Here is a 21,214-nt window from a genome sequence, read left to right as displayed (position 1 = left end):
ATTCAGTATGAAATTTAGAAGATATATTTTTATTTTAATACCAATGATTTTTATCGGCTTTACGGCTTGTAATAATAGACCCATATTTGCAGCCATTGAACAAGAGGTCGAGTTAAAAGAGTTTTCGGTTGGAGGGAATGTTTTAAGTTTGGTAGCAACCGATACAATGGTTTATGCCTCAAATCTGGCAGGCGTTTACTCAAAATCAAAAAATTACGATGGCCCTTGGTCAAAGATTTTACCCGCCGAACGTACTCAAAAGCTTGCAAAGAATGCTGCTAATGTCTTTGCAAGCTTTGTTACAGGACCCGTAAAATTTTATGATGAATCAACTAAAACATGGAGTGCTGTATCAGGTTCAGACGATATCCATGTTATTGCCGGTGACACGACTGTTTTCGGATATGATTCGAACCAAAAAAAAGTTTTTAAGATAGGAATAGCAGGTATTAATAATCCTATAGCTACAGGCGAAGTAAACTTCCTATATGCGGCAGGAAACTATGTTGTGGTACAGTCAAAAAACTCTGCAAAGCTATATAAAGCAGATGCTTCTCCTGCTGTTGAGATATCAAATTTACCGAGCGGAGTAAAGGGGATGTGCTCAACAGGCAATCCAAATGAAGTATTTGTACTTGCCGGATCAACAGTCTATTACATAAATGGCGGAACTTGGAATAATAAAATATCAATATCAAAAAGTCCTGTAAGTATTTCTTACTTTAAGGAAAGAAAAACCATATTGCTAGGCTGTGACAAGGGATATACCGAGATACAGCTGGATAATGCACATACTACGGATCTTTCAAAAGCAAAACAGCTTAACCCCGGCAATTCAGGTTCTACAACCCCTCCCGGATCTTATTCCCAATACCAAACTACCCTTGGAAGTTATTATACATATCCTGTGTTGGGTGTTGAAAGAGGAAATGCGGGGAGCGGTAAATATGCCGTATTTATGGGCATTTATTCAGGCACAATTACAAGAAACACCGGTCTATGGGGTTTTTATAGCGATAAAAAGCGCGAATGGAACCGTGAGTAAGGATCTTTTTGAAGCTGCGGCTTCAAGTTCTAAACAAAATGAACCTCTTGCCTCCCGCATGAGGCCTATCAGCTTGGACGAATATATAGGCCAAGAACATATAATCGGAAAGGGATGCCTTTTAAGGCGGGCAATCCAAGCTGATAGACTTTCTTCACTTATTTTTTTCGGCCCTCCCGGAACAGGAAAAACCACCCTTGCCAGAGTTATCGCAAATACCACTAAAAGCAATTTTTTAAGTTTAAATGCCGTTTTAGCCGGTGTGCAGCAGATAAGGGAAGCCGTAACCAATGCTGAGGAAAACAAAAAGCTCTATAACCGCAAAACTATTCTTTTTGTTGACGAAGTTCACCGCTGGAATAAATCCCAACAGGACGCCCTCCTGCCATGGGTAGAAAATGGGACGATAATTTTAATCGGTGCTACGACGGAAAATCCTTATTTTGAGGTGAACAAGGCTCTTGTAAGCCGCAGCCGCGTTTTTGAATTAAAACCTTTAACCGATAATGACCTAAAAAAAGTTGCACAGTTTGCTTTGACAAATAAAGAAAGGGGTTACGGTAACTGGAAAATAGAATTTGAGGCCGGTGCCGTGGAGCATCTTATCGATACGGCATCAGGCGATGCGCGAAGTCTTTTAAACGCTCTTGAACTTGCCGTTGAAACGAGTGCGGAGCACTGGCCTCCTGAAGAAAATTTTAAAATCAAGATTAGTCTAAAAGCAGCCGAAGAAAGTATCCAAAAGAAGGTTGTCTTGTATGATCGGGACGGCGACTATCATTATGATGTTATAAGTGCCTTTATAAAATCTATCAGAGGGAGCGATCCCGATGCTGCCGTGTACTGGCTTGCCAGAATGATAGCGGCAGGAGAAGACCCTCGCTTTATCTTTAGGCGAATGTTAATTTCAGCATGTGAAGATATAGGGCTTGCATCCCCCGGGGCTGTAAGCGTTGTTGCAGGTGCGGCCGAAGCCTTTGACAGGGTAGGTATGCCTGAAGGCAGGTATCATCTAGCCCATGCTGCCCTCTATTTGGCAACCTGCCCTAAATCAAACAGTGCCGAAGCTTTTTTCAAAGCCCTAGATTGTGTTCAAAAGGAAAATAAAGAAGTTCCTAACCACTTAAAAGATTCAAATCGCGACGGAGAAGCTTTAGGTCATGGTGAAGGCTATCTTTATCCCCATGCCTTTGAGGGGCACTGGGTCAAACAGCAATACCTTCCGGATGGGCTTGAGGGCACTCATTTTTATGATCCGAGTGATCAAGGCTATGAAGGCAAGATAAAACCAGAGATTTTAAAAAAGCGGCAAAGCTAAAGCCTTACATTATCGCTTTACCGCCATTAAAAATTATCGCTTTGATAATATTAAAGTAAATTCAATCCTAAAAAACTATTCGCTCATTAAATAAGCGTACAATAGGTTTATAGTTTCTTTATAGGAGTCGATATGGGTTCTTTCATAGTGGTGGGTAGCACTTACTCCCGGCCCCATACAGGCAAAGTTGATATCGAATCCCTGCAATACATACATACTTGCATCCGAGCCGTATCTAAACATAACATCGGTTCTGTAGTTGATTTTATTTTGAATAGCAAGGTTTTCAAGCCTATGTCTAAAGCCGAAATCGTAGGGTGTGCGTGAATCCTTAGCGATGATTGTTACTGCATGCTCATCCGAATTTTGCTCGCCTCCGACTGTTCCGATATCCAGAGCTAAAACTTCAAAACATTCTTTAGGAATACCGTAAAAGCCGTGCCCTATTTCTTCATAATTGCTTATAAAAAAGTGGGTAGTATAAGCCAGTTTTTCTCCCTTTTCTTTAAGGGCCTTACAAGCGGCAAAAAGCATACCGATACAAGCCTTATCATCCAGATGGCGGGATTTTATGTAGCCGTCCTCGGTTTCGATTGTGCGTGGCTCAAAGGCGACAAAATCGCCTATGTTTATACCGAGAGCCAAGGTTTCTTCCTTTGAATGAGTTTCCGCATCAAGGCGCACTTCAAAGGTTTCCAAGTTTCTTTCTTCTTTTTCGATAGCTTCAAAAATATGAACAGAGGCTTTTTCGGGAAGACCTGTGCCTGTGATAACCTTCCCCGTTCTTGTAATGATGTAAAGATTTTCTCCTTCGATGCTGTTAAAGGCTATACCTCCAATGGCCGCAAGTTTTAAGCAGCCGTTAGGTTTTATTTGACGCACCATAGCGCCGAGGGTGTCTGCGTGAGCTGAAACAACTCTGTGTTTAGCCGTATTTTTTCCTTCGATGGTACCGTAAATAGCACCCTTATTCGTTTCGGTATATTTTATGCCTAATGAATCGAATTCTTTTTTTATTCGGTCTATGGCATTTTTTGTATAGCCTCCGGGACTGTGTATTTGTAAAAGTTCTTTTGAAAGCTCGACAGCATATCTGACATTCATAAATTGGATTCTCCTGATTGTTTTTAAATTGCTTTGCGGAAATCAATATGCCCCGACGTAAAGCATCGGGGTATTAAAGCCTCCGCACGAATAAAAAAAACTTCCTCCCCTTTCGGAAGGAAGTTTTTATCAAAAACTAAAACTCTTTAAGCCTTCGTCTTAAAGACTCAACTACTCCGGATTTTCCTTCATCCTCATAAATTTTAATACATTTTTCAAACTCAGGTCTTGCAAGCATTTTTGAAGCTGAGTGTTTCATGAAAAGTTCAAAATCGGGGATTAAAAGTTTGGTCTTAGGTGTGAGTTTGTCCGGATGCTGGATCTTACCGGGGTTGAGCGTCATAATTATGGGGAAGTAGTATGCTTTTTCTCTTGTTCCGTAAAATTTCAAAGCAATTTCGGACAGAGTGTCACCTTCTACAACTACATATTCCTTTACAGGTACATCTCTCGGCTCTTCAACAACCGGTTTTGGCTCGGGTGCGGCTTCCTTTACAGGTTCCGGCGCCGGTGTAGGCTCTTCTACAACAACGGGTGCGGGTTTTTCTTCGGGAGGAGGAGTGGGGGGAGTTCCACAGCTCGTAAGTACAAAAGAAAAAAGGGCCATAATTGCCAAAATTTTCAAAATGTTTTTCATTTTTTGCTCCTTAAATATTATTGATAACTACCTTACATTATACGATATTATTTTATAAAAATCAAATAGTATCGCGTATTTTTAACAAATTTTATGACAAGCCTTCAACATTTCCGTTTACAAGGTCAATTCTGACGGCCTGCGGATCTTTCGGAAGGCCCGGCATTCTCATCATGTCACCCATAATGGCTACAATCATTTCGGAACCCGAATTTAAAACTATATCCCTGACATTCATTTCAAAACCTGTAGGAACTCCGTAAAGTTTAGGATCCGATGAGAACGAATACTGTGTTTTAGCGACACAAACAGGGAAGTCTGCCATTCCGGCTTCTTCAATCTTTTTGATCATCTTGTCGGCAGCTCCCGAATATGTAACATCAGCAGCCCCATAGATTTCTTTACAGATTTTTCCTATCTTTGTTTTTATTGAGTCTTTATCTTCGTAAACAAATTTTAATGGTTTTGACGGATTTGTTTCGATTGTCTTTACAACGAGCTCGGCAAGTTCAACGGCACCTTTTCCGCCTTCAACAAAGGCATTGTTTACGGCAAAGCCTACACCTTGTGCTTCACAGTGTTTTCTAACCAGATCCAATTCGGAGTCAATATCATAGCCGTATCTGTTAAGGGCTACAACTACAGTCTGTCCGAATTTTTTCATGTTTTCAATGTGCTTGTCAAGGTTGGCCAAGCCTTTTTTGAGGGCTTCTGCATTGGGTTTGGATATTTCCTTTTCGGGAACGTCTCCGTGCATTTTTAACCCGCCTGTAGTGGCCGCAATTATTGTCAATTTCGGGTTTAAACCTGCTTTTCGACATTTAATATCGAAGAATTTTTCCGCACCGAGGTCTGCGGCAAAGCCTGCTTCGGTAATTACATATTCTCCGTAGGTAAGGGCTGTTTTTGTCGCTATTACCGAGTTACATCCGTGAGCAATGTTTGCAAAGGGACCGCCATGGATAAAGGCAGGAGTATTTTCCGTTGTTTGTACAAGGTTGGGGTTGATGGCATTCTTTAAAAGAACTACTATTGAACCCGCAATACCTAAATCTTTTACCTTTACGGCATTGTTTTCGGTATCATAACCCAATATGATATTTTCGATTCTTCGGCGTAAATCTTCAATGTCTTTTGCAAGGCAGAAAATAGCCATAATTTCGGAAGCAGGCGTAATATCAAAGCCCGATTCCATTACTACGCCGTTACCCTCTCCTAAGCCGGTAACAACTTGGCGTAAATTTCTGTCGTTAACATCCAAAACTCTTTTCCAAAGTACGGTTTTTATAGCCTTCGGAGTTCCTTGAGCTCTGAAAATGTAGTTATCAAAAAGGGCGCTTATCATGTTATGAGCCGAAGTTATTGCATGGAAGTCTCCCGTAAAGTGGAGGTTAATGTCTTCCATAGGCAAAACTTGGGCATAGCCTCCTCCTGCTGCCCCGCCCTTCATACCGAAACAAGGACCCAAAGAGGGCTCCCTCAAGGCTGCAACAGCCTTCTTTCCGATCTTGTTTAAGCCCAAGGCAAGGCCGATAGAAACGGTCGTTTTTCCGATTCCGGCCTTTGTAGGCGTGATAGCAGTAACAAGAATTAAATTATTCTTTTTTACCTTTGCATCATCTATAACGCTATAGGGAACCTTGGCTATATACTTTCCATAGGGAATGACATTATCGTCATGAATCCCTAAACCGTCTGCAATTTCAGCGATTTTTTTTAGCTTCGCTTCTCTAGCTATTTCTATATCAGTTTTCATACAAATATTATGACATAAAAAATCTATATTTGCAACCATAAAATTCTTTTTTTGGGCAATACCTCTTACAATTTATACGTAATACAGACTGTTTTAATCGGTACTTGTACAAAGATAAAAAAAAGACTATAATTCACACTTATAATTGCAATAAGGGAGATAAATTATGGAAGATCATAAAATTTCAATGGAAAAAATTGTAAGCCTTTGTAAAAGAAGAGGTTTCGTTTTTCAGTCATCCGAAATTTACGGAGGACAGAACGGTGCATGGGATTACGGCCCCCTAGGGATAGAATTAAAAAATAATGTTTCCCGCGCTTGGTGGAAGGAGATGACCCAGCTTCATGATAATATAGTAGGACTTGATGCCGCAATTTTGATGCACCCCCGCACATGGGAGGCTTCAGGTCATGTTGAAAATTTTACCGATCCTCTTGTAGACTGCAAAAAATGTAAATCCCGCTTTAGAGCAGACCATTTACCTCCTGAAAACCTTGAAAAAAGAGTTTGCCCCGATTGCGGAGGTGAGCTTACCGATACCAGAAAATTCAACCTTATGTTTAAGACTCACATCGGCCCCACAGATGATAATTCAAGCGTTATCTATCTTCGCCCCGAAACAGCCCAAGGTATTTATGTAAACTATAAAAATATTATTCAATCAAACAGGATGAAGATTCCATTCGGTATTGCTCAAATCGGAAAGGCTTTTAGAAACGAAATTGTTACAAAAAACTTTATCTTTAGAACCTGCGAATTTGAACAAATGGAGATGCAGTTTTTTGTAAAACCCGGAACTGATGACGAGTGGTTCGACTATTGGAAAAAACAGCGCTGGGCCTTCTATGAAAAATATGGGGTAAGAACAAATAAGCTCCAATGGCATCAGCACGGTAAGGACGAACTTGCTCATTATGCAAAAGATGCTTATGATATCGAATACGAATTCCCGATGGGCTTTAAGGAGCTTGAAGGTGTACATAACCGAACTAACTATGACCTTACACGTCATACCGAGTATTCAGGCAAAGACATGCAATACATCGATCAAGATAACGGAAACGAAAAATATATTCCGTACATAATTGAAACTTCGGCAGGCTTAACGCGAAATGTCCTTATGTTTATTTGTGATGCCTATGATGAAGAAAAGGTTGCCGATAAGGGAAATGATGATGATTGGAGAACCGTACTACACTTCCATCCTAATATTGCTCCTATAACCGTTGCTGTTCTTCCCTTGATGAAAAAAGACGGACTTGCAGAATTGGCCGAAGAAATTAGAAATGAGCTTAAAGAGGAATTTAAAACCGATTATGACCAGTCAGGAGCTATCGGAAAAAGATACCGCCGCCAAGATGAGGTCGGAACTCCTTTTTGCGTAACAGTAGATTATGATTCAAAAGAGGATAATACGGTTACATTGCGATTTAGGGATTCTATGGAGCAAGTTAGAATTCCCAGAACGGAATTAATTTCACGAATAAAAACCGAAATTAAAAACTATAAAAGGGCACATTAAAAAGAACTGCAAATGGAAAATTACTCCTACAGTGCAGAGGATAGATCATTGCTGAGCCCTCTGGTTTACAGATATTTTGTGTTTCCTCTTATAAAAATTTTACCCGAATCAATTCCGGCAAACATAATAACTATCTTTTCCAATAGCTTTGTTGTGCTTTCATTCGTTGTCGCTTATCTAAATTATCTTCATGATACTTATAGATTTTTGTGGTTGATTCCTATTTTTTGCTGGATTTATATTGTAGGAGACTGTTCGGATGGAGTACAGGCAAGACGTACAAAAACCGGTTCCCCGCTCGGCGAATACTTTGATCATTTTTTAGACAGTTTTGTTACGGGGCTTCTTACCGGCATTTTAATGCTTTGTTTTCGGGTTACAAACCCTATTTTACTTTTTTGCGTATATCAGTTTTTATATTTGGGACAAATAGGAACATTTTGGGGACGTTTTAAAGACGGGGTTATGCATTTTTCAAGCATTAGTACGAGTGAAGGAACTATGGTCATTGCAATTATGGCTGCCCTTGCTTCTTTTTCTTTTATGAGAGAGAGCAGTTTAAAAAATATTTTTTTTACATTTAGTATTCCATACATAATTATGTTTATGGGTTTTGGAGCAGCTTGGCTTACAGGTCTTATAGCTATTTTTAAGACAAAAAAAATAAGCATCCGCTTAGTTTTACATCTTTTCTTTTCTGCCCTCATAGGCGCCGTTTTAGTTTGGAAGGTGAAAACTCCGATATTTACACAAACTGTAATTATTACATTTTATAATGTTCTGTTTATCCAATCGGTTTTATCGGCTACGGCAGAAAAAGTAAAAGAATCATTCCCCGACTTTTTGGTTCCTATCAGCTGTATTCTATATTTTGTAGCATTTGAATATTTTATGATTATTCAAGTTATACAAATTGTTTATCTTTTAGTTAGAATAATCATAAGGTTTCTTATTTTCTTTAAGAAATATACGGATTGTTGGTATTGGAAAAATCCTATTCCTTCAAAAAAGTAATTAAAAAATGCTTTTAAGGTATTGACAAAATCTTGATAAAATAGCAAGGTATAGCCATGGTTGATCCGATATTTAGTGATGAATTTTTGATGTCTCCCGAAATAAAAGATATAGCAGTTCTTGAAATTCCTAAATTTATAGATGCTGCCGATAATGAAATTGCTGCGTCGGCTTTAAAAATATCAAAGGCCTTCGGCAGAGGCGCTTCTTTTGAAATTTATACGGATAAAACCAATGTAGATGCCGAAAAAAACTTGATAGAAAGTTTTAGGAAAAACATTCAGCTTCTTGTACAAAAAACTTGGGTTGAAAAAGATGATGAAGAATGTAAAGAAGATACCTTGTACAGGATAAATTGTTTATGTGAAAAACTGATAAGCTCGGAGCATTCTGCCACATACAAGGAATCGTTTGAAGATTGCTTTGCAATTTTGCACGATGTTGTTACCCTTCTTTTTGGAGATTTGGTAAAAACCGATTCTTTTGTGGAGTATGCCTTCCGCATTGATCCCGACTTCGGATTTTTTTGGTATTATGTTACTCGTCTTTCAAAGGTTGAAATTATATCTGAAGAAAAGGCCAGATATGCTTCCTTGCTTGCAATGTTCTTTTTAGCAAATTTTTAAAATAAGCTCTTTTAAAAATTAGATGACAAATCTAAAAATATGAAATTCTAAAATCACAGGATTCGGTAAATCCTATTTTTTTATACATTTGCCTTGCTGCCGGATTTTTAATTTTTACAAAAAGAGCACTCTTTTTCTTATATTGGAAACAGTCATTTGTCAGCATCATCATGTTTGCAGCTCCCACACCCTTATTTCTATATTCAGGAATTGTAAATACTCCGCCTATTTGATTCCATCTAAAACCGGATGCGTTTATTCCGGCCTTTGCAATATACTTACCGTCTTTTTTTACTGCATATAGGGCATGGTTGTTTATTCTTTTTTTTAAAAGCTTTAGACATGATTCGTGAGAGGCTTTTACTCCGGGCGCCAATACTTCCGATTCATTGTATTCTATTTCCATAGGACAGAGAAGTTCCGCATCTTCAATCTGCGGTTTTATAAATTCCAATTTGGTATCCAGATTATCGGAAGCTCTTGTGCAAAAAAAGTTCGGTGTTGAAGGTTTTGTTTTGAGCGTAAGCAGCTTGTAGTTTTCAAAACGAGCCGGCACAAGCGATAGACTTTCATTTATTAATTGTTCCAAATAAATGGATGTGTTTTTTTCCCCCATTACGGAAAGAGGTTCCGTGTGCTTTAAAAAATTATTTTTTATATATTTTGCAATATCGTGAGTAATTTCTTTGGTAAAACAATGGAGTAAAACGCCGTGGGCTGCCAAAAACAAAACACCTATAAATTCTTTATCGCGTGAAAAAAAAATGTCAGCCTTTATAAATGTAAAAAGCTCTTGGCCCGTATCAAAAAATCTTTTTTGTTTTTTTAGGCATTCGGCAAGGTTTATGCATAGGTACTCGTAAGGAAGAATGTTATCAATAAAGAGATCTATATTTTTATTTGTAAGGTGAATAACCGAGCATTTCATTACTCTATTCCTGAAATAGGAAGTTTTCCGTTAGGGATAAAGTCTCCGCAAAGAGCTCCGAATGCAGCAGTAAAGGATGCCGGCGAATAACTGTAAATGGCTATTGCCGTTTGGACTTTAGGGACCTTTACCAAAAATGCAGGAGATAAAACCGAGATAACTATGTATTTTTTCTTAGGATAGGAGTACATTATTTTTTGCAAAACGCCTAAAGAATATTTGTCGGAAAGACAAAAGATAATTGTGTCAAAGTTCCGTGCGTGGTAATAGGCCGAATCTACTTCAATTATTTTTGCCTTGGGGAAACGCTTTAAGCCGTATTTAAAAAAATCTTTATAGGCAGATACAAGAAGTATATCCTCATTTTCTTCAGGCTTAAAAGGGATATCGGCAGCACGCACTATTGTAGTGGCGCGGCCGGCCAAACTCAAAAAGAACTTTTGGCCTTCCTTATCGGGAATTCTTTCATCCAGTTTTTCCATATCAGGCAGAATGGGAACATAGTTATCGCTTTTAAAATACTTCAATTTTTCAAGTAAAATTCTAAAGGCCGCATCCTTTACCCTTTCTTTAAATTGAGGTTCCTCCTTCATTGCCCTGATATTATCCTTCCAAAAAGCTTGGTAGTGCCGAGGCGTTGTGGAAGATTCGATTATATCGTTTCCGGCTTCTAAGGCCATTTTAACAGCCTTTGCAATACCCCCTGCAAAATTCATAGCCCCATGCATCATCATGTCATCGGTAATTATAAGGCCTTTAAAACCCATTTCTCCGCGCAGTATATCCGTTAAAAGATATTTGGAAAATGTTGCAGGCTCTCCATTAGGTAAGATTGATGAAAAGTTTAAGTGTCCTGTCATAATTGCAGGTACGCCGGCATCTATCAGATATTTAAAGGGAATCAGTTCCCTGTTGCGGAAAGTTTCTTCGGATATGTCGATTTTAGGCAGACGGCCGTGACTGTCGATGCTGGTATCTCCATGCCCCGGAAAATGTTTTGCCGTTGTAAGAACGCCTGCATCCCTGCTTCCTCGTACAAAGGCGGCGCCTAATATTCCTGCAGCATGAGGGGAATCTCCGAAAGAGCGAGGGCCTATTATTGATGAGTCATGATCCGTTAAAAGATCGATTGTCGGTGCAAAGTTTAAGTTTATGCCTAGCGCCCTTATTTCTCTTGAAATATAATAGCCGGAATAGTAAGAATCTTGAGGTATGCCCGATGCTCCTATTGCAAGATTTCCGGGAGTTTCAGAGGTCAGACCCTTTACATGCCGAACCCAGCCTCCTTCTTGATCGGTTGCAACAAAAAGCGGAATACCGAATCTTCCTTCGAGGGATTTTTTTTGTAAAATGGAAATGGATTTTGCAAGTTTGCGGGAATCGCCGGTATTCCAGCCGAAAACTTTTATACTGCCCAATCCGGAGTCTTGAATCCATGACAAAAGTAAGTCCCCGGGATCTTGGCCTGCCCAGCCGAACATAAAGGTTTGAGCCAAAAGTTCCTCATCGGTCATGTTCTCAATTATTTCGGCGGCCAGTTCTTCGTTCGGTACATTATCGTAAAAGTTGGGTAATCGTTTTACGGAAGAAGCGGAGTTCAAATCGACCGCCAATAAAAAAATACATAAAAAAAATAGTATGCTCTTTTTTGCAAGTGAGAATTCGGTTTTCATAAGTTTATTTATTCCAGCCAGTAAACCTTATCGGGTGCTCTTTCTGTAAGGAAAAAATTTTCATATCGGTTTGATGATTCTACACGAATATCATCAGGAAAATATGTTGAATGTAAAAACCAGACAACATCCAACAGGTCCCCAAAAGAATCGGAGCATGAATACCTGTAATAAAGCTCTATATCGTCGTCTTCCAATATTTTTCTTCTTTCAGGATCTGTTTTTGTATCGGGGTCTATAGCTTCCCTGATATTGCTTCTTAAACCGCCGTACCACGCATGGGTTACCGATAAAAGATTGAGATGTTTTTCTTTATCCATTTTATAAAGTTCATAAACACCTGACATAGCAGGTACAGCGCGATTAATCTGATACTTATCAGCCTTCTTAAGAGGCGACCATGTAAGAATATAGTGAGGCTGATTTTTAAATATCTTCTTTATTATAACAGGTTCCATGTCAAACATGAGTACATTATACTATTTTTTTATTAAAATTGCTATAAGCCCTTGCCAAAGTTTGTATTTTTTGATATACTGGGCAAAGTTCGGCGCCGTACCCAAGTGGTAAGGGACAGGTCTGCAAAACCTTCATTCATCAGTTCGATTCTGATCGGCGCCTTTTTCCATTTTTTAGTTTTTTTTTCATAATGGGAACCTCCTCAAAGAGGTTCCCCTCCTTTTTTATAGCCCTTACAGAAGTTTTTTGTCGGGCTTTTTTATTTAATCAGATTAGCAATAAGAGCCGGAACCGTCATAAATGTTCCTATCGAGCTTCCGAGAGAAGATAGAATAAAAACAAGAAGGACCTTTGTGATTCTGTTTTTATACCAGCCTGAAAAGCTTCCTGCATCATGTGTAAGGTTTTCCATGTCTTTTACTTGCGGCTTTTTTGCCCAAGCCTGTACAAGGCCTGAAATCATTCCTATACCCAAAAACGGGTTTATCGTTGTAAATGGAGCTCCTAAAAATGAAGCTAGGATGGCCAGAGGATGCCCCATGGCGATAATGGCTCCTATCGCTGCGAGTCCTCCGTTCCAAAGAACAAAAGATAAGAGCATTTGGCCGGTTTTTATGCCGCCTCCTTTAAAAAAGCCTAGAACAATCAAGCCTATTATAACTATGGGAAATATCCAAGCGGCAATTTTGCTTACTGTGCTTTTCGGCGGAATTACTTCAATGTCGGATACGTCTGTTGTTTTTGTACCTGCTTCCAGTTCTTTTATAAAGCGCTCCGTTCCGGGAAGGTGACCTGCACCCAAGACAGCCACAATTTTTTTGCCGCTGCTTTCCCAAATTTTTGATGCAAGATAGCGGTCCCGCTCATCTATTAAAACGCCTTTTATGTTCGGAAGATACTCGGCCATTTCCTGCATCATGTTGTCCATTGCGCTTTGATTTTTTAATTTTTCAATTTCGTCTTCTTCAAGTTTTTCGTTGGAAAAGGCAGCACTTAAAAGGGTTGCCAATAGTTTTGATCTTCCCCAGCCGCGGTTTTTTGCCCAAGCTCTTTTTAATGTTGTGTGAATCGGGCGGTCAACCATTTCGGTTTTAATATTCAGTTCTTGAGAAACTTCAATTGCAGCCTTCATTTCATCGCCGGGTTTTACGCCGAGGTCGCTTCCCAGTTTTTTTTGAAAAGAGGCAAGAACCAAATTTGCAAGGAGTAAAAATCCTTTTCCTTCCCGTAAAACTTGGGAGATATTGATTTGCTGCCAAGTATCTTTTGAGGTTAAGGACTTATACCTTACTTCATCCAATTCTACACATACACAATCGGGATTTTCTTCCCTAATTGTAGATTCAACATCCTTAATGCTTTCTTTAGAAACGTGAGCCGTTCCTAAAAGAATAATTTCGCGGTCTTTTAAAAGAATACGCTTTAAAGTTTTTTCGTTATTTTCGTCCACAGTTGTTTCCTTGTTCAGAATTAGCTAACTTAATGATAGAGTTTAAAAATACGGTTTTACCGCAATATCTTTCTGCATCTATTACTCCGCCGGCCATGTGTGCATGACCGCCTCCCGAGCCCATGTCTTTTACTGCTTCTTGAATTAACCAGCCTGCATCAAGGTTTTTATCGCGGCTGCGTGCGGAGAGTTTATATTCAGGGCCGTCTGTTTCCAGTACAATAACAAAAGAAATATCTTTTATCCAAATTAAAAAATCGGCTACAACCGACAAAATGGCTCTTGAGTAGTCTTCACTTAATTCTACAATTAAAAAATTATCTATGCGTAAATAGTCGGTAAAAGCTCTTCCTATTTCTTCGAGGTCGCAGATGTTTATGGTCGTTTTAATCATTTGGTATGTCTTCTGCACATCCGATTTAAAGTAAAGTTCATAATAAGCATCCAGATCAAGTTTACTTACACCTCTGGATAAAAAAGCCGTATCCAGCTGTATACCCGCAATCATTGCTGTTGCAGTTATTTCGTCATATTCTTTTCCGGATTCTTTCCAATAAGACCAAATAATGGAAGAACAGGCTCCGATTCCTACTCTTATATCCGTATAAGCTGCCGTAGACTGAATTCTTTCAGGATGATGGTCTATTACGGCTTTTAAGATACCGCCTACATATTTTACGGTTCCCTTAAAAGGAGAGCCGTCTACAATTACAACTTGGTATTTTTTTAAATCTTCTATTTCATCAAGTTTTAAAAGCGGGTAGTTTAAATATTCTACAAATTCTATTAAAGATAGACTTTGAATATGACCGCCGTAAGCAATCTCTACTTTGTAGCCGTAAGTTTCTAAAAGTTTTAAAAGAGCATAAGCGGCACCCAGGGCATCATGATCGGGAAAATCATGAGTTTGTACAAGCACCGGTTGATCTTTGTTTAAAACCGAGCAAAGCGTAGATAATTTTTCTTGCATAATTAATCCTAAAGTAAACTGAGGAATAATATAGCATAAAAAAAAGTGTTTTTCAATCGGCCGGAGTTTTTATTTTAACAGCTTTTCAATTTCCTCTTCCTTATAATATTGAGCTTGTGCATTCCAGAGTTCATGGTATTTACCTTCTTTGTTTTGAAGAAGAGCATCGTGGGAACCGTGCTGTACTAACTTGCCCTCATCAAAAACTGCAATCTCATCGCAGAATTTACATGAAGAAAGACGGTGCGAAATATAAACGGCTGTTTTATTCCCTATAATTGTATCAAACTTTGAATAAATTTCAAATTCGGAAATCGGATCGAGGGCAGCGGTAGGCTCATCGAGTATTATAAAAGGAGAGTCCTTGTAAATAGCCCTTGCCATGGCTATCTTTTGAGCTTCACCGCCCGATATTTCAACACCGCCCTTTTCAAAATCATTGTAGAGGTATGTTTCGATGCCTTGAGGCATTTTTTTAAGCGAATCGGAAAAGCCTGAAAGGTTTAAGGCTTCTTCTACTTTTGCTTTATCGTAGTCTGTTGAAGAGGCTACATTTTGGGCAATGTTTAAAGCAAAAAGGTTAAAATCTTGGAAGACAACCGAAAAAATATCCAGATACTCATCGTAATCGAATTTTTTAATATCGATACCGTTAAGTAAAATTTCGCCTTCGCTCGGATCATAGAGGCGGGTTAATAATTTTACCAGAGTTGTTTTACCGCTTCCGTTCATGCCGACTATGGCAAGTTTTTTTCCTATCTTGAATTTTAGGTTGACATTTTTTAATGCATATTTTTCACTTTGAGGATATTTAAAACTTACATTTTTAAATTCAAAATCGTATTCGTTGTCATCCCGTTTTTCGATAGGAAGACTTCCCTTGTATTTTGTTTCTTTTAAGTTGATATAGCCTAAACAAAGATCGAAGAAATCACAGTTTGCTGCAATTTGATTATAAGCTCTTGTAAGACCTGCAACCGCAAAAACAAATTGAGTAACGGCTCCCGAATATTGAATTATATCTCCTATCTGAATTGCTCCGTAATAGGCCTTTATTCCCACAAAGATATAGATTAAACCTAAACTGAACATGTTAAAAAAGATTTGAGCAAGCTGTGGAAAAAGGCTGAATCTTAAAAATGCGTTTACTATTTTTATTTGAAAATCGCTTGAGCCTGTAAAATATTCATTATATAATTTTTTGTTGTACAGCCGTATATCTTTTCCTATTTTGTATTCCGGAGCAAGACTTACGGCATAGCTGTAAGGTCTCATTTCTTCAAAGAGATTGTTTTTCATAAATGCATCTCTTTTTTCCAAAGCTCTTTTATTTATTCTTATACTTAAAACGGATATCAAAATAATAAAGAAAGTGAAAATACTGTTTTGAATCCATAAAGGTATTCCTAAAATCGGAGCATAAGATGTATACATTGGAATTGAAAGAATTAAGCCGATGATAAACAACACAATATTTTGGCTAAGATTATGAATATTCATAAGCTGTGAAAATAAGCCGAAGCCTCCGTTATAATCCATGTTATACATTTTTTCCATTTCGATTTGGAGTTCGGCATCTTCGATAAATTCATAATCCATTGTGGTATTCTTTTTTGCTATTTCCATATTTCGAAGCTGCGTTAAATTTTCCATTCTAAAATAGGAATTGTGCCCTATAAATTTTTCGCATAAAAATAATAATAAATTTATTGCAATGCTTATCCCTGCAAGCAAAAATAAATGGTCTTTAGGTAAACCTTGTGAGAGAGCGTTTATAATCTTTTTAAGCATGTAGATATTCACAAAGGGACGCAAGCCTGTTACAATACCTATCAATCCATAATTAAAGCAAAGCCCCTTATCCAAAGTATTTAAAAACTTAATCGACTTAAAAAATGTAGAAATAATTTCCTTTGTTGTGTGCCCTTTTTTTTCTAATAACATTGTTTCCTCCCTATTATTTTTCCGTATAATATGTTGACTGTATATTAAACATTTCGGCATACTTGCCGCCCTTAGCCATAAGGCTTTCATGGGTTCCCTCTTCGATAATCTTTCCGTCCTCTATTAAAATAATCCTATCGCAAAAACGGGTTGAAGCGAGTCTGTGCGAAATAAAGATTGATGTTTTGTTTTGAGTCATTTTATTGTAATGCTCGTATATTTCACTTTCGGCTATCGGGTCTAGGGCCGCAGTAGGCTCATCCAAAATAAGGATTGGGGCATCTCGATATAAAACTCTTGCAAGCATTAACCGCTGGTTTTGTCCTCCCGATAAATCGACGGCTTCTTTTCTTGTGCTTTTTACCAAATAAGTATTTTCTTTTTGAGGAAGTTCTAAAATAGTTTTTTCAAAGCCGGAATCCTTTACGGCTTTTTGGAACCTCGTTTCATCATGTGAATCGGAAGCCGCACATATGATATTCTTAATTGTTTCAGGAGGTATAAATGTTTCTTGAAAAACCGCTCCAAAAATCGAAAGGAGTTCATCTTGGGAATAGTTCTTTGTATTTTTTCCTCCTATAAAAACATCTCCTTGAGTCGGGAAAAATAAATTCATAATCAAATTGATGAGGGTTGTTTTTCCGGCTCCGTTTACTCCGACTATGGCAATTTTTTCGTTTTGTTTAATATTCAAGTTAATATCTTTTAAAATAAGCTTACCCGATTCAGGATATTTATAAGAAACATTTTTTAATTCTATATTAAAAGAAACCGGCAGCGGGGCGCCCTTGCTTTTACGGTTATCATTACATGTGTCAAAAAAATTGCGAAGATAATCCAGTTTTAAACTGCCTGTACGCAATTCGGTTATTTGAGTAGAAAGGGAAATAAGCCAATCCGAAAAACTTGTAATAATAGGGAACAAGAAGACAAATTGAGCTATTCCGATTTTTCCTGTAAATATTTGAGTAATAAGATAAAAGTATGCAAGGCCGTCTCTGATAAATACAAAAAGTCCTGCGATTAAATCGCCTAGAAAACGCTTGCCGCTTAATTTCCGTTCCCATCTTCTTCTTTCGTTGTTGTAGGTTTGATAGCTTTTAAAAAACCAATCGGACATTTTATATAGTCTTATATCTTTTGCATATTTATAATTAATACTCTTATAAGCAATGTAGTGCAGCTTACGGTTTACTCCCTTATTTTGTTCGGTTATCTTTTCATCATAATTTGTTAGAAAAATTCCATAGAAATAATTTGTCAAAAATGAAATAAAGATGATTAAAATTAAAATAGGTTGTATATTGATGATTAATGGAGCAAATGCAATTATACCTAAAAGACTTGTTAAAAAATTTGCGGTTATATTTGCAGACTGTCCTGTAATAGCTATATCTCCGGCAATTGCTTCTATTGAAAGGTCGAAGCTTTGAGCAAAGGAAACTGCTGCCATTTTTTCATAGTCAACCTTTATTGCGTGTTTACGGAGTTCTTTTGAGAACCTTCCTCTTTGGTCTTGCCCCTTCATTTCGAGCAGCCATTTTACGGTTTGTTCTAAAAGCACTGTAACGGCAAGAGCCATTGCTATTAAAAGAATTTTTAGCAGATAGGATTGAAGCTCCGTTTTATTTTGTAAACCCTCGATTACAGCCCTCGGTAAAAAAGCTTGCAGGTAAGGCATGAGTATTGCAATCGGTACACAGGCAAATATAAGTAAAAATAATAGCTTGTCGGTTTCGGCTATGTTTTTTAATAGATAGCCCCAATTCCGTAAAATACCTCGCTTTTTCATTTTAATTTCCTCCGAATATTTTATATAGTTAAAAATCCTTATGAGCTTTTAAAAGATATTATTTATCTTAAAAGCTTTTCAATTTCCTCTTCCTTATAATATTGAGCCTGGGCATTCCAGAGTTCATGGTATTTACCCTCTTTGTTTTAATGAGCCTTATTATACAATAAAAACTAAGGTTTTGGGAGAGAATGGCATAGATGGTATCAAATTTGACGCAAACGGTTTTTTGAAAATATGCAGTGTTTTGAAAAATATATAATTGTGTAAATTAAAATTATAAAACTTATCCATTGCGAAGTGGAAAAAAACAGAACTTTTCCTCGTGCGGAGTCATATCTAAGAAATTCCAAGATAAAACGGATTATGCTATAACAAAATAAATATATAAGGACTGTGAGCCTACTTTTATTTTTTAAGGTTAAGTATAATAAAAAAAACGATAATAAAATCAGAAAAAAAGCTTCACATAGCTGGATCGGAAAGAGATTTATGCCTTGGGGAGCAAATGAGTTTTTTGGAAAAACTACATTAAAGTATCCGCAGTAAGGAATTCCATAACAACAGCCGGCTAAAAAGCATCCTACTCTTCCAAAAGCATGTATAAGCGGCAGCATAAATATTGATTTTTTTAAATATTCCTCGACTTTTATTTTATGTATTTTTTTTATAAAAGGAATTATTAATATACCTCCTATGATCCCTCCATAGAAAACAAAGCCTGATTCTATTAAGCTATGAAAATAGTTTAAGTCGAATATTTTTGACCACTCAATTGAATCTTTGGCCATTAAAAGATATAAGAACTTTGCGCCTATGATTCCGCTTAAAAAAAGGTAGGCTTCAATTATTATAAAATCGTTGATATCCAACTTTTCTTTTTTAATAACTATTCCGCCTATTATATTTGCAACAATAATACCAAGAGCAATCATTAACCCATAGGAAGGAATTTCAAATTTAAAAAAAGATATATAAGGCTGCATATTAATTGAATGATGGTGTTTTATAAATAAAAATAGATAATCGAATTAAATATTCGACTATCTATTCTTAATTGTAAAGATTATCTTGTCACGAATTATAGTTTTGGTTTAATTTTGTTAGATATCTTTACATAGTTGATAAAGCAGCTGCAGTTCCTGCAAGGCACGCAAAGCATGCAATCCATAATATAACTCCCAGCAGCAGAGCTATAATGGACAAAACAAGACCCGCGGTCGAAATCCCCTTAGATTCAGGATTTTTTCTGCCAAGTGCACCGAAAATTATACCTAGAATTGCAAGAATTGAGCCAAACCAACCAAGAGAGCCTCCGGAAACTACTCCGATTACAAGGGCAATAATACCCAATACCAAAGATGCGACAGCCATTAAGAACCTCCTTAAATTATTTCTCAGTATAGTCTAAAAAATAAAATTTATCAAGTACAAATTACTTTCTATTAAAAAATATAAAAGAAAAAATCAAATCGATACATATGTAGTTTGAAATGTTTAGTTTTTGGCTATAAAACATTCGGGAAACTAGGGGATAAAACAAGCGGAAACATGAGTTCGACGGCGAAAGCGCCTTCTTCGCTTTGGCGGTTTATAAAGGCGGAATATTTTTTTACTATAGCATCGATGCGTCCTGAGCCGAAGCCGTGATCTTTACCTTCTTTTGTTGTAAGAAATTTTCCTTGAGTCTTTTTGCGGCGGCCCTCGCAAGAATTTGTAAACGAGATATAGAGGTTGTCGTTTAATTTTCTTATGTACACCCTTATAAATCTTTTCTCTTTTTCTTTTAGGCTTAAAGCCCCCTCAATAGCATTATCAAAAAGGTTCCCTATTATTACGCAAAGTTCAAGGTCGCTTAAGGCTATGTTTTGAGGAATGGAGGCTTTTATGTTTAGTTTTATATCATGGGAAAGAGCGATAGCAGCCTTTGTATTTAAGATTGCATCGCTCATCAGGTTTCCGGTTTTAATTACACTGTCTACCTTAATCAAGTCTTCGGTCAAATTGTTTAAATAGCTTTCAAGTTCATCATAGTTTTTAAATTCAAGATAAGCCTTCATAACTTGAATATGATTATGAAAGTCGTGCCGCCAGCCGCGCATTTTTTTATAGATGGAATCTACATCCTCGTAGTATTTATTAATAAGACCGTTTTCAAAATCATCGAAACGCTTATTGACGGCTCTTCTAATTAAAAAGTACAGAAGTATAAACAGCAAGAGGATTGAGCTTAAAACAAGTATAAAAATGAACATCATGTTTCTCCTTGGGTAAAAAAGTCGATAAAGAGGGTGTTGACATTTTTATATTCTCTGCGGCTTATCGGAATTAAAGTATTATCCGCAAGGACGGCCTTGTCTTTTTGAAGCTGCCTTATGTGCATCAGGTTTGCGATAAAGGCTCTGTGAGTTTTTACAAATAGTTTGGAATTTAACTTTTCTTCCGCCTCCGATAAATTCATCCTTGTTATGTATTCGCTTTTTAAAGTTTTTATTTTTAGATTATGTGAAATAGATTCTATAAAAACAATTTCAGATTGCTTTAATGTTGTAAGGCAGCCTTCGCATGAAAATACAAAATTTTCTTCTTTAACTTTATCCTGTTTTTTTAAGGCTCTATCCAAGCAATCAAAGAGCTTTTCTTTTTTTACAGGTTTTAAAAGATAGTGTAAAGCTTCAACATCATACCCTTCCTGCATATAGTCGGGTATACCTGTTATGAAGATGATAACAGCATCGCTTTTTGTTTTTCTTATTTTCTTTGCAAGTTCGATACCGCTTATCCTAGACATCTGTATATCCAATAAGATTATATCTATACCGGAAAGCTCTTCAAATTCAAACCAAAACTGTTCGCCTGAAGAAAAAAGTTTAATTTCCGGCAAAAGACTATTTTTATTTGCCCATTCTTTTGCATAGTCTTTTAGGAGTCGGGATTGAACTTCATTATCTTCGATGACAGCTATTTTAAGCATGG

At 37.3% G+C, this 21,214-nt stretch carries 18 protein-coding genes, 1 tRNA gene and 1 pseudogene; 6 read left to right on the top strand and 14 right to left on the bottom strand.

Translation table 11 applies throughout. From position 1 onward, the window contains the following. The first annotated feature begins 7 nt into the window (after window positions 1-7). Together HYB91_RS12870 and HYB91_RS12865 are read left to right on the top strand one after the other, a co-directional pair. Window positions 8-1,045, top strand: a complete 1,038-nt coding sequence (locus HYB91_RS12870; RefSeq protein WP_002676283.1) for a lipoprotein — start codon at window positions 8-10, stop codon at window positions 1,043-1,045. Then, window positions 1,038-2,360: pseudogene (locus HYB91_RS12865) on the top strand (AAA family ATPase); the annotation flags it as partial. The gene HYB91_RS12870 and the pseudogene HYB91_RS12865, both read left to right, overlap by 8 nt. A gap of 78 nt (window positions 2,361-2,438) precedes the next feature. Here HYB91_RS12865 and HYB91_RS12860 read toward each other — a convergent pair. From HYB91_RS12860 to HYB91_RS12850, 3 genes are all read right to left on the bottom strand, one after another. After that, window positions 2,439-3,467, bottom strand: a complete 1,029-nt coding sequence (locus HYB91_RS12860; protein WP_002676286.1) for a M42 family metallopeptidase — start codon at window positions 3,465-3,467, stop codon at window positions 2,439-2,441. A 136-nt stretch (window positions 3,468-3,603) separates the two neighbouring features. Continuing rightward, on the bottom strand, window positions 3,604-4,104 hold the full coding sequence (locus HYB91_RS12855; RefSeq protein ID WP_002666914.1) for a LysM peptidoglycan-binding domain-containing protein: 501 nt from the start codon (window positions 4,102-4,104) through the stop codon (window positions 3,604-3,606). 91 nt (window positions 4,105-4,195) lie between these two features. Next, window positions 4,196-5,899 carry a formate--tetrahydrofolate ligase gene (locus HYB91_RS12850; protein WP_002673385.1) on the bottom strand — a complete coding sequence of 568 codons (1,704 nt, stop codon included), beginning with the start codon at window positions 5,897-5,899 and terminating at the stop codon, window positions 4,196-4,198. Window positions 5,900-6,026: 127 nt separating this feature from the next. Between HYB91_RS12850 and HYB91_RS12845 the strand changes: the two genes are divergently transcribed. The 3 genes from HYB91_RS12845 to HYB91_RS12835 are packed head-to-tail and all read left to right on the top strand — an operon-like array spanning window position 6,027 to window position 9,022. After that, entirely contained in the window at window positions 6,027-7,382 is a 1,356-nt protein-coding gene (locus HYB91_RS12845; protein ID WP_002666912.1) for a glycine--tRNA ligase, read from the top strand. Between the two features lie 12 nt (window positions 7,383-7,394). Continuing rightward, window positions 7,395-8,396 (top strand): 1,2-diacylglycerol choline phosphotransferase, encoded by a 1,002-nt coding sequence (gene cpt / locus HYB91_RS12840; RefSeq protein WP_002676293.1) that lies wholly within the window; start codon window positions 7,395-7,397, stop codon window positions 8,394-8,396. A gap of 56 nt (window positions 8,397-8,452) precedes the next feature. After that, entirely contained in the window at window positions 8,453-9,022 is a 570-nt protein-coding gene (locus HYB91_RS12835) for a hypothetical protein (RefSeq protein ID WP_002673380.1), read from the top strand. Between the two features lie 31 nt (window positions 9,023-9,053). Here HYB91_RS12835 and HYB91_RS12830 read toward each other — a convergent pair whose 3' ends face one another. From HYB91_RS12830 to HYB91_RS12820, 3 genes are read right to left on the bottom strand one after another with little or no spacing between them, the layout of a single operon-like run. Beyond that, entirely contained in the window at window positions 9,054-9,950 is an 897-nt protein-coding gene (locus tag HYB91_RS12830) for a GNAT family N-acetyltransferase (protein ID WP_002676296.1), read from the bottom strand. Then, entirely contained in the window at window positions 9,950-11,623 is a 1,674-nt protein-coding gene (locus HYB91_RS12825; protein WP_002676297.1) for a glycoside hydrolase family 3 protein, read from the bottom strand. Before HYB91_RS12825 ends, HYB91_RS12830 begins: the two co-directional genes overlap by 1 nt. Before the next feature lie 8 nt (window positions 11,624-11,631). Next, window positions 11,632-12,090 (bottom strand): hypothetical protein, encoded by a 459-nt coding sequence (locus HYB91_RS12820; protein WP_002666899.1) that lies wholly within the window; start codon window positions 12,088-12,090, stop codon window positions 11,632-11,634. 82 nt (window positions 12,091-12,172) lie between these two features. On the opposite strand from HYB91_RS12820, the gene HYB91_RS12815 reads away from it, so the two are divergent. Continuing rightward, window positions 12,173-12,244 (top strand) — tRNA-Cys (locus HYB91_RS12815). 97 nt (window positions 12,245-12,341) lie between these two features. Here HYB91_RS12815 and HYB91_RS12810 read toward each other — a convergent pair. The 8 genes from HYB91_RS12810 to HYB91_RS12775 form a co-directional block, all read right to left on the bottom strand. Then, window positions 12,342-13,532 (bottom strand): TraB/GumN family protein, encoded by a 1,191-nt coding sequence (locus tag HYB91_RS12810; RefSeq protein ID WP_002673350.1) that lies wholly within the window; start codon window positions 13,530-13,532, stop codon window positions 12,342-12,344. Beyond that, window positions 13,519-14,502, bottom strand: coding sequence for a DHH family phosphoesterase (locus tag HYB91_RS12805; RefSeq protein WP_002676300.1), 984 nt, complete (start codon window positions 14,500-14,502; stop codon window positions 13,519-13,521). The genes HYB91_RS12810 and HYB91_RS12805 overlap by 14 nt, the downstream gene beginning before the upstream one ends. 69 nt (window positions 14,503-14,571) lie before the next feature. Next, complete coding sequence (locus HYB91_RS12800; RefSeq protein WP_002676302.1) at window positions 14,572-16,446, bottom strand: ABC transporter ATP-binding protein; 1,875 nt, start codon at window positions 16,444-16,446, stop codon at window positions 14,572-14,574. Between the two features lie 13 nt (window positions 16,447-16,459). Next, a complete protein-coding gene (locus HYB91_RS12795; protein ID WP_002676303.1) occupies window positions 16,460-18,238 on the bottom strand; it encodes an ABC transporter ATP-binding protein in 1,779 nt (592 codons plus the stop codon). Between the two features lie 206 nt (window positions 18,239-18,444). Continuing rightward, window positions 18,445-19,224 (bottom strand): prolipoprotein diacylglyceryl transferase, encoded by a 780-nt coding sequence (locus tag HYB91_RS12790; protein WP_002676304.1) that lies wholly within the window; start codon window positions 19,222-19,224, stop codon window positions 18,445-18,447. A gap of 127 nt (window positions 19,225-19,351) precedes the next feature. Continuing rightward, window positions 19,352-19,612, bottom strand: coding sequence for a hypothetical protein (locus HYB91_RS12785; protein ID WP_002666892.1), 261 nt, complete (start codon window positions 19,610-19,612; stop codon window positions 19,352-19,354). Window positions 19,613-19,746: 134 nt separating this feature from the next. Further along, window positions 19,747-20,493: a histidine kinase AtcS gene (locus HYB91_RS12780; protein ID WP_002676305.1), complete on the bottom strand. Its 747-nt coding sequence runs from the start codon at window positions 20,491-20,493 to the stop codon at window positions 19,747-19,749. Beyond that, complete coding sequence (locus HYB91_RS12775) at window positions 20,493-21,212, bottom strand: response regulator transcription factor AtcR (protein ID WP_002676306.1); 720 nt, start codon at window positions 21,210-21,212, stop codon at window positions 20,493-20,495. Before HYB91_RS12775 ends, HYB91_RS12780 begins: the two co-directional genes overlap by 1 nt. Window positions 21,213-21,214: the final 2 nt, after the last annotated feature.

This window comes from Treponema sp. B152, from assembly GCF_024181665.1.
Lineage (GTDB): Bacteria > Spirochaetota > Spirochaetia > Treponematales > Treponemataceae > Treponema_B > Treponema_B denticola.
This window is presented reverse-complemented; position numbering and strand designations above follow the sequence as displayed.

What these genes read in the sequence shown, in the direction of transcription:
- HYB91_RS12870 (WP_002676283.1), top strand. Translation starts at nt 8, where the DNA reads ATGAAATTTAGAAGATATATTTTTATTTTAATACCAATGATTTTTATC.
- HYB91_RS12795 (WP_002676303.1), bottom strand. Translation starts at nt 18,238, where the DNA reads ATGAAAAAGCGAGGTATTTTACGGAATTGGGGCTATCTATTAAAAAAC.
- HYB91_RS12800 (WP_002676302.1), bottom strand. Translation starts at nt 16,446, where the DNA reads ATGTTATTAGAAAAAAAAGGGCACACAACAAAGGAAATTATTTCTACA.
- HYB91_RS12790 (WP_002676304.1), bottom strand. Translation starts at nt 19,224, where the DNA reads ATGCAGCCTTATATATCTTTTTTTAAATTTGAAATTCCTTCCTATGGG.
- HYB91_RS12780 (WP_002676305.1), bottom strand. Translation starts at nt 20,493, where the DNA reads ATGTTCATTTTTATACTTGTTTTAAGCTCAATCCTCTTGCTGTTTATA.
- HYB91_RS12820 (WP_002666899.1), bottom strand. Translation starts at nt 12,090, where the DNA reads ATGTTTGACATGGAACCTGTTATAATAAAGAAGATATTTAAAAATCAG.
- HYB91_RS12785 (WP_002666892.1), bottom strand. Translation starts at nt 19,612, where the DNA reads ATGGCTGTCGCATCTTTGGTATTGGGTATTATTGCCCTTGTAATCGGA.
- HYB91_RS12850 (WP_002673385.1), bottom strand. Translation starts at nt 5,899, where the DNA reads ATGGTTGCAAATATAGATTTTTTATGTCATAATATTTGTATGAAAACT.
- HYB91_RS12805 (WP_002676300.1), bottom strand. Translation starts at nt 14,502, where the DNA reads ATGCAAGAAAAATTATCTACGCTTTGCTCGGTTTTAAACAAAGATCAA.
- HYB91_RS12860 (WP_002676286.1), bottom strand. Translation starts at nt 3,467, where the DNA reads ATGAATGTCAGATATGCTGTCGAGCTTTCAAAAGAACTTTTACAAATA.
- cpt (WP_002676293.1), top strand. Translation starts at nt 7,395, where the DNA reads ATGGAAAATTACTCCTACAGTGCAGAGGATAGATCATTGCTGAGCCCT.
- HYB91_RS12855 (WP_002666914.1), bottom strand. Translation starts at nt 4,104, where the DNA reads ATGAAAAACATTTTGAAAATTTTGGCAATTATGGCCCTTTTTTCTTTT.
- HYB91_RS12845 (WP_002666912.1), top strand. Translation starts at nt 6,027, where the DNA reads ATGGAAGATCATAAAATTTCAATGGAAAAAATTGTAAGCCTTTGTAAA.
- HYB91_RS12775 (WP_002676306.1), bottom strand. Translation starts at nt 21,212, where the DNA reads ATGCTTAAAATAGCTGTCATCGAAGATAATGAAGTTCAATCCCGACTC.
- HYB91_RS12825 (WP_002676297.1), bottom strand. Translation starts at nt 11,623, where the DNA reads ATGAAAACCGAATTCTCACTTGCAAAAAAGAGCATACTATTTTTTTTA.
- HYB91_RS12835 (WP_002673380.1), top strand. Translation starts at nt 8,453, where the DNA reads ATGGTTGATCCGATATTTAGTGATGAATTTTTGATGTCTCCCGAAATA.
- HYB91_RS12830 (WP_002676296.1), bottom strand. Translation starts at nt 9,950, where the DNA reads ATGAAATGCTCGGTTATTCACCTTACAAATAAAAATATAGATCTCTTT.